Origin of the sequence: Devosia sp. (assembly GCF_028290645.1) — a bacterium.
GTDB lineage: Bacteria > Pseudomonadota > Alphaproteobacteria > Rhizobiales > Devosiaceae > Devosia_A.
This window is the reverse complement of record NZ_JAQGJL010000051.1, coordinates 1-8,512: the sequence shown is the minus strand read 5'-3', so window position 1 is coordinate 8,512 and position 8,512 is coordinate 1. Positions and strand designations below refer to the sequence as shown.

General features: G+C 68.3%; 13 protein-coding genes. 10 read left to right on the top strand and 3 right to left on the bottom strand.

What is annotated here, in order from left to right; translation table 11 throughout:
• The first annotated feature begins 175 nt into the window (after positions 1 to 175).
• The 5 genes from JWQ89_RS02820 to JWQ89_RS02800 all read left to right on the top strand — a co-directional run bounded on the left by JWQ89_RS02820 (position 176) and on the right by JWQ89_RS02800 (position 3,355).
• Positions 176 to 685, top strand: coding sequence for an aquaporin (locus JWQ89_RS02820; protein ID WP_299638233.1), 510 nt, complete (start codon positions 176 to 178; stop codon positions 683 to 685).
• Entirely contained in the window at positions 682 to 771 is a 90-nt protein-coding gene (locus tag JWQ89_RS02815; protein ID WP_299638231.1) for a hypothetical protein, read from the top strand. The genes JWQ89_RS02820 and JWQ89_RS02815 overlap by 4 nt, the downstream gene beginning before the upstream one ends.
• 578 nt (positions 772 to 1,349) lie before the next feature.
• Positions 1,350 to 2,537, top strand: coding sequence for an MFS transporter (locus JWQ89_RS02810; protein WP_299638229.1), 1,188 nt, complete (start codon positions 1,350 to 1,352; stop codon positions 2,535 to 2,537).
• 80 nt (positions 2,538 to 2,617) lie between these two features.
• Positions 2,618 to 3,040: a DUF1236 domain-containing protein gene (locus JWQ89_RS02805; RefSeq protein WP_299638227.1), complete on the top strand. Its 423-nt coding sequence runs from the start codon at positions 2,618 to 2,620 to the stop codon at positions 3,038 to 3,040.
• Positions 3,041 to 3,172: 132 nt separating this feature from the next.
• The gene (locus tag JWQ89_RS02800) at positions 3,173 to 3,355 is read left to right on the top strand and encodes a hypothetical protein (protein WP_299638225.1); all 183 of its coding nucleotides are present in this window, start codon (positions 3,173 to 3,175) and stop codon (positions 3,353 to 3,355) included.
• A 9-nt stretch (positions 3,356 to 3,364) separates the two neighbouring features.
• Here JWQ89_RS02800 and JWQ89_RS02795 read toward each other — a convergent pair whose 3' ends face one another.
• Positions 3,365 to 3,610 (bottom strand): DUF2188 domain-containing protein, encoded by a 246-nt coding sequence (locus JWQ89_RS02795; protein ID WP_299638223.1) that lies wholly within the window; start codon positions 3,608 to 3,610, stop codon positions 3,365 to 3,367.
• 106 nt (positions 3,611 to 3,716) lie between these two features.
• Between JWQ89_RS02795 and JWQ89_RS02790 the strand changes: the two genes are divergently transcribed.
• Both JWQ89_RS02790 and JWQ89_RS02785 read left to right on the top strand, forming a co-directional pair.
• On the top strand, positions 3,717 to 4,076 hold the full coding sequence (locus JWQ89_RS02790; protein ID WP_299638222.1) for a RidA family protein: 360 nt from the start codon (positions 3,717 to 3,719) through the stop codon (positions 4,074 to 4,076).
• Between the two features lie 109 nt (positions 4,077 to 4,185).
• Entirely contained in the window at positions 4,186 to 5,838 is a 1,653-nt protein-coding gene (locus JWQ89_RS02785; RefSeq protein ID WP_299638221.1) for a Na/Pi cotransporter family protein, read from the top strand.
• Between the two features lie 164 nt (positions 5,839 to 6,002).
• Here JWQ89_RS02785 and JWQ89_RS02780 read toward each other — a convergent pair whose 3' ends face one another.
• Entirely contained in the window at positions 6,003 to 6,749 is a 747-nt protein-coding gene (locus tag JWQ89_RS02780; protein ID WP_299638220.1) for a GntR family transcriptional regulator, read from the bottom strand.
• Positions 6,750 to 6,881: 132 nt separating this feature from the next.
• Here JWQ89_RS02780 and JWQ89_RS02775 point away from each other — a divergent pair, with 132 nt between their 5' ends.
• Positions 6,882 to 7,340, top strand: a complete 459-nt coding sequence (locus JWQ89_RS02775) for a hypothetical protein (protein WP_299638219.1) — start codon at positions 6,882 to 6,884, stop codon at positions 7,338 to 7,340.
• Here JWQ89_RS02775 and JWQ89_RS02770 read toward each other — a convergent pair.
• On the bottom strand, positions 7,337 to 7,507 hold the full coding sequence (locus JWQ89_RS02770) for a hypothetical protein (protein WP_299638217.1): 171 nt from the start codon (positions 7,505 to 7,507) through the stop codon (positions 7,337 to 7,339). The genes JWQ89_RS02775 and JWQ89_RS02770 overlap by 4 nt on opposite strands.
• Positions 7,508 to 7,723: 216 nt before the next feature.
• Here JWQ89_RS02770 and JWQ89_RS02765 point away from each other — a divergent pair, with 216 nt between their 5' ends.
• Both JWQ89_RS02765 and JWQ89_RS02760 read left to right on the top strand, forming a co-directional pair.
• Complete coding sequence (locus tag JWQ89_RS02765; protein ID WP_299638215.1) at positions 7,724 to 7,885, top strand: hypothetical protein; 162 nt, start codon at positions 7,724 to 7,726, stop codon at positions 7,883 to 7,885.
• Between the two features lie 59 nt (positions 7,886 to 7,944).
• The coding region (locus JWQ89_RS02760) for a phosphotransferase (protein WP_299638213.1) at positions 7,945 to 8,512 on the top strand (568 nt) is incomplete at its 3' end.

Below are 8,512 nucleotides of genomic sequence, written 5' to 3'. Positions count from 1 at the left end.
CAGCGGCACATCGCCAACTGCACCAAGGCCGATCCGGCGTATGGCGCCGGCGTCGCGAAGGCGCTGGGCATCACCTTCAATCCGCAGACGATCGCCGCGGAGTAGCGCGACCCGCCCAGCCACAGGCCGGCGGCCGCTCTCCAGCCCCGCCGGCCCCTCTCTCCGGACATCTACGATGTCCAACCAACTTGCACCCAAGCTCCTCGTGGAGTTCGTCGGCACCTTCACGTTCGTATTCATCGGCGCCGGTGCCGCGGCCATCATCGGCGGCGGTGCCGGCTTGGCCGGCATGGGCGCCGTTGCCTTCGCCCACGGCCTCGCCATCATGGCCTTGGCCTTCGCCTACGGATCCGTATCGGGCGGGCATTTCAACCCGGCCGTCACCGTCGGCGTGCTACTCGCGGGTGCCATGCGCACCGGCGAGGCAGTCGGCTACATCGTCAGCCAGCTCGTTGCCGGTATCATCGCCGCACTCGTCTTGCGGCTGGTGCTCGGCGGCACGGCGACTGGTCTTGGTACGCCCACACTCGCGAACGACCTCGCAGTGGGCGCCATGACCCTGACCATCACGCCGCTGGCCGGCTTCGTGATCGAAGCGTTGCTTGCCTTCTTCCTGGTAACGGTGGTGCTCAGCACGGCGGTGGCGGTCGCGCCGGCGACCTTGCGCCGCTGGCCATCGGCATGACCCTGACCTTCAACATCATCACGGCCGGAGCCCTCACGGGCGCCGACTTCAACCCGGCAATTTCGCTGGGCCCGATGGTCGGATAGCCCCGATTATCGGCGCCGTCGTTGCCGTCGTTGCCGTCGTTGCCGTCGTCGTGCACAAAAGCCTCGCCGGGCTGGTCGCCCAGCCGGCGACCGCCGGCGCAGTTGCCTCGACCCCGGCCGAGTGACCGCCGCTGCGATCTCATGCAGAGCTGGCCGGGGCTGATTATGCAGCATCAGCCCCGGCGCCAGCGGCCCGGCTGCCGCCGGTCCGCCGCAGATCCCTTGGTTGGCCTGGCTCCGATACTCCCCCTAAACGACACGTCATCGAGCCGCGAGAAAGCTGCACTGTCAGCCGATGGTCAGGTACGCGCCGCTAGGATCCCACGATGAAAATTACCGATCGATTCGTCGTCAACTACCTGCTCGGCTGCCTTATCGCCGGCGGCGTGGTTTCCCTTGGCGTGCTGATAGGGTTCTCGCTCTAGCTAGGCCGCAAGCGGATCGCTTCCGACAGGGGGCCGGCCCGGCAGCAGGGTCCTCATTCCGCCCGCCCAACCGGCTTGCAGGATTGTCGGCGGCAGGCGAGAAGGCAGTATCGCGCGGCTGGCGCGAACAATGCTGCAGGTCGTTTTCTTTAAATGAGTTCAGTCCTCGATGCCGCGCGGCTGTTGCGCGTGCCGTTGTTCCTTTCCGCCGCGTCGGCGGTGCTGTTCTGCGTGCTGGCGCAGGCCATTGCCGGGACCTTCATGGCGCTGTTCGCCGTGCAGCAGGCCGGGTTGTCGCCGATCGAGCTCAGCGTATTTCTCACCGCTTCGGCCCTGACCGGCATCGGCGCCTCGACCTGGCTCGGCCGGCGGTTCGACCGGCACCCGGGCGCGACCGAGCTGCTGGCGGTGCTGGCGCTCGGCATCGCGGGCTATGCGCTGCTTGCGACGACCACGGATTTCTGCTGGCTGGTGCTGATCGCTGCCGGACCGGTCGGGATCGGCAGTGCGGCGTTCACGCTGCTCTTCGCGCTGGCCAAGCGGCAGCTCGATGCGGCCGGGCCGGTGGTGGCCGAACGCGGGGTGGCGGCGCTGAGGATGACCTCGTCGCTGGGCTGGGCGATCGGTCCGGCGATCGGCGGGCTCCTCGTCGGCGCCTGGGGCTTTGGCGGCGCCTTTCTCGGCGGCGCCCTCTGCGCCGCGATGGCGCTGGCGACAGTGCTGGTGTCGGGCATCTGGCGGGTGCCGGCCGCCCCTTCCCATGCGGTCGAGGTGGTGCATCTCGAGGTGCCGCGAGGGCGGGCGGCGCTGGCGGTGGGCAGCATCGCGCTGTTCCATATGGCGATGTTCATGGGCTCGATCGCGCTGTCCATCACCACGGTGACCGAGATGGGCGGCAGCGAGACCGATGTCGGGCTGCTGTTCAGCCTTTGCGCGGCCATCGAGGTGGTGGTGATGGGCGCCTTCGTCGCCTGGCCGACGCGCGGCTCGCGGCAGCGCTGGATGCTGGCGGGCTTTGCGGTGTTCGCGCTCTACTTCCTCCTCCTCGCACTGTTCCCGTCGCTCGCCATGGCGTACTGGGCGCAGTTCCCGCGCGCCGTGGCCATCGGCATCGTCAGCGTCGTCGGGATGCTCTATCTGCAGGCGCTGATGCCGACCCGCGTCGGGCTCGCGGCGGGGCTGTTCAGCAGTGCCATCAGCGTCGGGGCGGTACTGGCGGGCGTGTTGACGGGGCCGTGGGCGAGTGCCTTCGGCTATGCCTCGGTATTCGGGTTTTGTGTGGTGCTGACAGGGCTTGGCGGGCTGCTGCTGCTGGGACGGCAGCAACCGTCGGGCGGTTAGCTGCCGATTGTCTTTCGTGGAACCCTGACGGCGTTCGCGGCTTTACTCCCCCGGGCACAACGACCCGAAGGAGCATAAAAATGAAAACACTTCTCCTTGCCTCAGTGGCAATTCTCACCCTCGGCATCGGCTCGGCCGTGGCCCAGAGCAACGATACCAAGGCCGCCGTGGGCGGCACTGCCGGCGGCGTCAGCGGCGCCATAGCGGGCGGGCTGATCTTCGGACCGATCGGCGCCATCATCGGCGGCTTCACCGGAGCCGTGATCGGCGCGTCGGTGGTCAGCGACGCCTCGATCGAGTACGTCCGGACCCACCCCACCGAGCCGGTGGTGATCGATGGCAACATCGATGTCGGCTATGTGGTGCCCGATGATGTCGAGCTCTACATGATCGAAGGCGATCCGGACCACGGCTACTTCTACACCAACGACCGGGTGTGGTTCGTGAAGGTCTCGGACCGCACGGTGGTCTATTCGCCGGGCATCGTCGTCGCCGGGAACTGATCCCAGCCGCGGCTTGGCTCAAAGGCCCGTCCGGGAAACCGGGCGGGCCTTCGTCTTGCCCTCCACAGGCGGCAAACCGCTTGCAGTGGGCGGCGTGATCGGGTCACAAGACCGGATCACCGGAGATGCCCAATGCAAGCAACGAGCGAGATGGCCAAGCTGAGGCGCGAGATCGCGACGCTGCGCGAGATCGTGGGGCAGACGCGGCCGGGCAGCAAGACGCCGATGAGCCCGGCGGAAAAGCGTACGCTGAAATCGGAGATCGAACGCTGCATCCTCGAGCTCGATGAGCTGAGGGCCAGGCTCGCCCAGTAGGCTCAGGGGTCAGTCGTCGTCTTCGACGATGGTGTCGGGACGATCGGTGCCTTCGGCGACCTCCTGGTGCCAGTGGCCGCGGGCGTCTTCGTACTCGATGCCGTCGGTGGCGCCGGAGACGCGCTGGCGGCGGGCGGCGGATTCGGCCGCTTCATGCGCTGCCGCGTGGGTGGGGAAGGTTTCCGAGAGAACGTCGCCGACCTTGTAGGCCCAGCCGCCATCGTGCTCGACGACTTCGTATTTCACGGTGCTCATGGCGGCGTCTCCTTGCGATTGTGCTGGATATGTAGGCCGTGCTCGGCATTATCTCCAGAGCAGGCCCTGTGCCGATATTTCCGCCCATGCTCTCGAAAGGTTCTCAATGCGCATCGCCTATGGCTCGTTCCCCGGATTGCCGCTGACCCCGGCGATCGGTACCGAGGAGTTCGTGTTCGTCACCGGCCAGGTCGGCTCGGGGCCGGATGGATCCTATCCGGCGAGCATCGAGGAGCAGACGCGGGTGGCGCTCCAAAAGCTCGGGGCGCTCCTGGAACAGGCTGGAAGTTCATATGATCGCGTGGTGAAAACCACGGTGTTCCTGACCGATGTGCGTGAATTTCCGGCGATGAACCGCGTCTATGCCGAATTCTTCCCCAACGAGCCGCCGGCGCGCTCGACCATCGGCTGCCAGCTCGTGGACGTGGGCGCCAGGGTCGAGATCGAGGCCATCGCGCTGCGCTAGCCTGCCACAAAATCCGCGAAATCGCGTAGATGCATGACGTATGCGGAGAATGTGCTTATCGTTCAATTGTTTGAAGCGCTGAGGACGTTTGTATGACCGGAGAGCCGGTGTGACCGCCTATCTCTTCCTGCTGCATGTCGCGGGCGCCGTGGCGCTGCTGCTCTGGGCCGTGCACATGGTGCATACCGGGATCGAGCGCGGCTGGCAGCCCGAGATCACGGCATTGCTGCGGGCGTCCGACGGGCCGGTGCGGAGCGTCGCGGTCGGCACCGGGCTTGCCGTGGTGCTGCAGAGTGCGACGGCGGCGGGAATGCTGGCGGCGGCGTTCGCGGCCAAGGGGATGTTCGCGCTCTCGACCGGGCTCGCCATCGCGCTCGGGGCCGATTTCGGCTCGGCGCTGGTGGTGCTGCTCCTGAGCCTCGACATGAGCGTGGTGCGGCCGATCCTGCTGGTGGCCGGGGCGGCGCTGTTCTTCAAGGGGCGCAGCCGCCGGGTGCGGCAAAGCGGCAGGGCGCTGGTCGGGCTCGGGCTGATCTTCACGGCGCTGGCACTGCTCGGCGAGGCCACGGCGCCGCTGCGCGAGAGCGAGCTGGTGCCGCTAGCGGCGGCCTATCTGGGCAAGGAAGCCGTTACGGCGTTGCTCGCAGGCGCGGCGATCGCCTGGCTGTTCCATTCGTCGGTGGCGACGATCCTGCTGCTGGTGGTGCTGGCGGGGCACGGGCTGGTGCCGATCGAGGCGGCGGCGCCGCTGCTGCTCGGGGCCAATATCGGCGGCGCGCTGATCCCGTTCGTCCTGACGCGGGCCGGGGCGCCGGAGGCGCGGCGGATGACGGCGGGCAACCTGCTGCTCCGCGGTGCGGGCGCGCTGATTGCGCTCCTCGGATTGCAGGTGCTGGGCGCGCGGATGCTGCCGGGCGATGGGGTGGCGCAGCAGATCATCTGGCTGCACCTGATGTTCAACGCGGCGCTGGTGCTGGCGGGCGTGCCGCTCCGCGGGGCGGTGGCGCGGCTGATGGAGCGGTTGATCCATCCGGCCGTCGCCGACCCGGCAGCCGCGATCGGCGTGCCGCCGAGCTGCCTCGACGAGGCCGCGGTGGGCGACCCGGGCATGGCGCTCGCCTCGACGACACGCGAGCTGCTGCGCATGGCCGAGATCGTCGCCCGGATGTTCGAGCCGGTGATGGAGATCTACAAGGGCGGCGACCCCGACAAGATCCGCGAGGCGCGGGTGATGGAGGCGGCGATCGACCAGGCGCAGAGCGACATCAAGCTCTATCTGGCGCGCGTGTCGTTCGACGGCGACGCAACCAGCGCGCGGCGGGGGCAGGACCTCGCGGCGATCGCGGTGAACCTCGAATATGTCGGCGACGCGATCACCAAGACGCTGCTGCGGCTGGCCGAGACGCGGCGCGAGCAGCGCCTGAAATTCTCCCCCACCGGCTGGCGCGAGCTGGCCGAGCTCCACCAGCAGGTGGTCGAGAACATGCGGCTGGCGCGCAACGTGCTGGTCAGCCGCGACCTGCAGCAGGCGCGCAAGCTCGTGGTCGAAAAGACCCGGATGCGCGAGGCGGTGGCCGAGAGCCAGCGCCAGCACCTGCAGCGGCTGAAGGACGGGACCGAAGCGAGCCTTGCCACCAGCAACATCCATCTCGAGACGCTGCGGGCCCTGAAGACGATCAATTCCCTGATGGCCTCGATCGGCTACCTGGTGCTCGACGAGGCCGGCGAGGTGCTCGACCACCGGCTGAAGCCGGCGGGGTGATGCGCCCGGGCGGGCCGGTGCGAGCCGACCCCCACCCCTGTCCCCTCCCCCTAAGAAAGGGGAGGGAGACCAAAACACTACCGCCTGTCGAAGGGTCTCCCTCCCCCTGTTCAGGGGGAGGGGACAGGGGTGGGGTCCATGCGCACCAGCTCCCGAGGCGCCACTCAGCCGTTGGGCAGCGGGCCCGGGCCGCGGCGGTAGACGCGGAGCTCGATGACCGAGGGGACGTGCCACTCGAGCGACAGCATCACCGGGCGGCCGGCGCTGTCATAGTCGACCTGCCTCAGGTGCTGCAGCGGCGTGCCTACGGGGACCGCGAGGATTTCCGCCAGTTCGGCATCGGCGATCACCGGGGCCAGCACGGTGCGGGCGTATTCGACGCCGTGGCCGCGCTCGGAAAGCAGCGTGTAGAGCGAGCGGCCGAAGGCCTTGAGGTCCTTCTTGGCGTCGGCGATGTCGGTCGGGAGGCTGTCGATGGAGTAAATCGCGGGCTTGCCGTCGGCGCTGCGCACCCGGCGGACGACGACGATCTCGGCTCCTGGCGCGAGGCCGAGGGCGACGATCTGGGCCTCGCCGGCGGGGCGGCGTTCGGCGCCGAGGACGTTCTTGGAGACCGCGACGCCGGTGCTTTCGAGGTATTCGGTATAGCTGAAATTGGTGTCGAGCGAATTCCTGAGCGTCGGGCCCTCGGTGACGAAGGTGCCGGCGCCCTGACGGCGGATCACGTAGCCATCCTCCACCAGCCCGCGCACCGCCTCCCGCAGGGTGATGCGGCTCACCGCGAAACGGGCGCAGAGCGCTTCCTCGTTGGGGAGCTTCGAGCCCGGCGGAAACTCGCCGCCGATGATCAGCCGCCTGAGATCGGCGCGGACCACATCGGGGAGCAGGGGGCGGGTGCGGGCTTGCAGCATGGCGGGTCTCGGAACGCGAGGTCGATTTGGTGGAGGGAAGGTCAGTCGTATCATGTCTAGCGCGTGCGGCCTTTGCTTGCACCAGCGCAATGCGTCCATCGGCGACGTTGCCGGAGGGGAGCGAAATCCGGCATGGTGGCGGCGATGCTGACGGCGGGTGGGCCGGTGATGAGCTATGACGCGCTGGTCTGGTTGCTGGTCGGGCTCGGCCTCGGGGTCGGTGGCACCCTGATGCTGCTGATGCTCTATGCGGCAGCCGAAAGCGGGCGCCTGCGGCGGCGGCTGCGCCGGGCCCGGGCACTGGCGGCCGCGAAGGGGGCGGAGCCGGTCGCGGCGAAACCCGTGGTCGCGGTTGAAATGGCGCCGGAGGCGGTCCCCGTCACTATCGAGGCAGCGCCGGCGCCGGCCGAACCGGTCGCTCCTCCCGTCGCTGCGGCGACAGTCGAGGTTGCAGCGGAGGTCCCGCCGGCCGAACCCGACGCGGAGCCGCCGGCGCCCAGGCCGGTGCGAAGCGTCGAGGCGATGTTTGCCGAGGCGTTCGCCATCGAGCCGCTCAAAACGGAACCGAAAGCCGGGGACGACCGGAGCTAGGCGTTGCGATGGATCGCCAGCGTGAGGGCGCCGACGGCGAGCAGCAGGCCGCCGACGATGCGCGAATCGCTGGTCGAAAGGCTGATGAACGGCAGCCAGTCGCCGTACCAGGGGAACAGAAAGACGAGGACGCTCAGCAGGATTGCTCCGAGGCCGACGGACCGCATGTTGCTCCTCCGCTTGTCGCGGGTTCACATCTCAAACCGCCGGTGACGCTTCCGGTAGCCCCAGTGTGCCACAGGCGCGTTAATCGATCGTCGCCGGGCGGGGGGAACCGGCCGATCACCGGAATCTGAACGAAGCGGGAGGCAACTCCTCGAAAACTTCACCGTTACTTCTCCAAGGCGCGGGGCACGACTTCGCGGGACCAAGGAGACGTCATCATGCACAAGGCAGAACTCGACCGCCTGCTGTTAAAGACCGTCGCCGACGCGCTCGGCGTCCGCCTGCCGCAACAGCGCAGGCTGCAGGCCTACAGGGCACGGCATCAGGCCAAGGCGCCCAGGCACGCCAAGCAGGCAGTGCGGGAACTGCATCCGGCGTGATTGGACTTTCCCCCGGCCTCGTCTAGATTCCCCGCGGGGTGTGACCAGGGGATGTGACGATGGAGGGGGTACCGGCGGCGGAGATCGCCCGATTCAGGGCGCTCGTCATCGGCACGCTGCCGCAATTCGCCGGCGGCATTTTCGTACCCCTGACCGGCGGCTGGGACAGCGTCGCGCTCGAGTGTGACGGCTGGATTTTCAAATTTGCCCGCAACGAGCGGGCCGAGGCGCGGCTGAGGCGCGAGGCGGCGCTGCTGGCGTTCCTCAAGCCCCGGGTCACGATGCAACTGCCGCAGATGGTGCTGCATGAGGGACCCGTACCCTTCTCCCGGCATCTGAAAATTCCAGGCTCATCTCTCGAATCGGCGCAGTATGCCGAACTCGACGAAGGCCGGCGCAACGCGCTGGCGATGCGCATGGCGCAGTTTTACGCCGAGCTCCACGCGCTGCCGCTGCCGCGCATGCAGCAGGTGGGCGCCGTCGGGGTCGACCCCTGGATGGCGCCCGGCGATATCCTCGCCGGCGCCGGGCCAAAGCTGCCGCGCGGCTACAAGGGGTTCCTCGAACGGACGGTCGCCGCCTATCGCAAGCTCAGCATTTCGGGCGACGAGCTGGTCTACGGCTATT

Coding starts and splice junctions, on each gene's coding strand:
- JWQ89_RS02820 (WP_299638233.1), top strand. CDS start 176: ATGTCCAACCAACTTGCACCCAAGCTCCTCGTGGAGTTCGTCGGCACC.
- JWQ89_RS02815 (WP_299638231.1), top strand. CDS start 682: ATGACCCTGACCTTCAACATCATCACGGCCGGAGCCCTCACGGGCGCC.
- JWQ89_RS02810 (WP_299638229.1), top strand. CDS start 1,350: ATGAGTTCAGTCCTCGATGCCGCGCGGCTGTTGCGCGTGCCGTTGTTC.
- JWQ89_RS02805 (WP_299638227.1), top strand. CDS start 2,618: ATGAAAACACTTCTCCTTGCCTCAGTGGCAATTCTCACCCTCGGCATC.
- JWQ89_RS02800 (WP_299638225.1), top strand. CDS start 3,173: ATGCAAGCAACGAGCGAGATGGCCAAGCTGAGGCGCGAGATCGCGACG.
- JWQ89_RS02795 (WP_299638223.1), bottom strand. CDS start 3,610: ATGAGCACCGTGAAATACGAAGTCGTCGAGCACGATGGCGGCTGGGCC.
- JWQ89_RS02790 (WP_299638222.1), top strand. CDS start 3,717: ATGCGCATCGCCTATGGCTCGTTCCCCGGATTGCCGCTGACCCCGGCG.
- JWQ89_RS02780 (WP_299638220.1), bottom strand. CDS start 6,749: ATGCTGCAAGCCCGCACCCGCCCCCTGCTCCCCGATGTGGTCCGCGCC.
- JWQ89_RS02775 (WP_299638219.1), top strand. CDS start 6,882: ATGGTGGCGGCGATGCTGACGGCGGGTGGGCCGGTGATGAGCTATGAC.
- JWQ89_RS02770 (WP_299638217.1), bottom strand. CDS start 7,507: ATGCGGTCCGTCGGCCTCGGAGCAATCCTGCTGAGCGTCCTCGTCTTT.
- JWQ89_RS02765 (WP_299638215.1), top strand. CDS start 7,724: ATGCACAAGGCAGAACTCGACCGCCTGCTGTTAAAGACCGTCGCCGAC.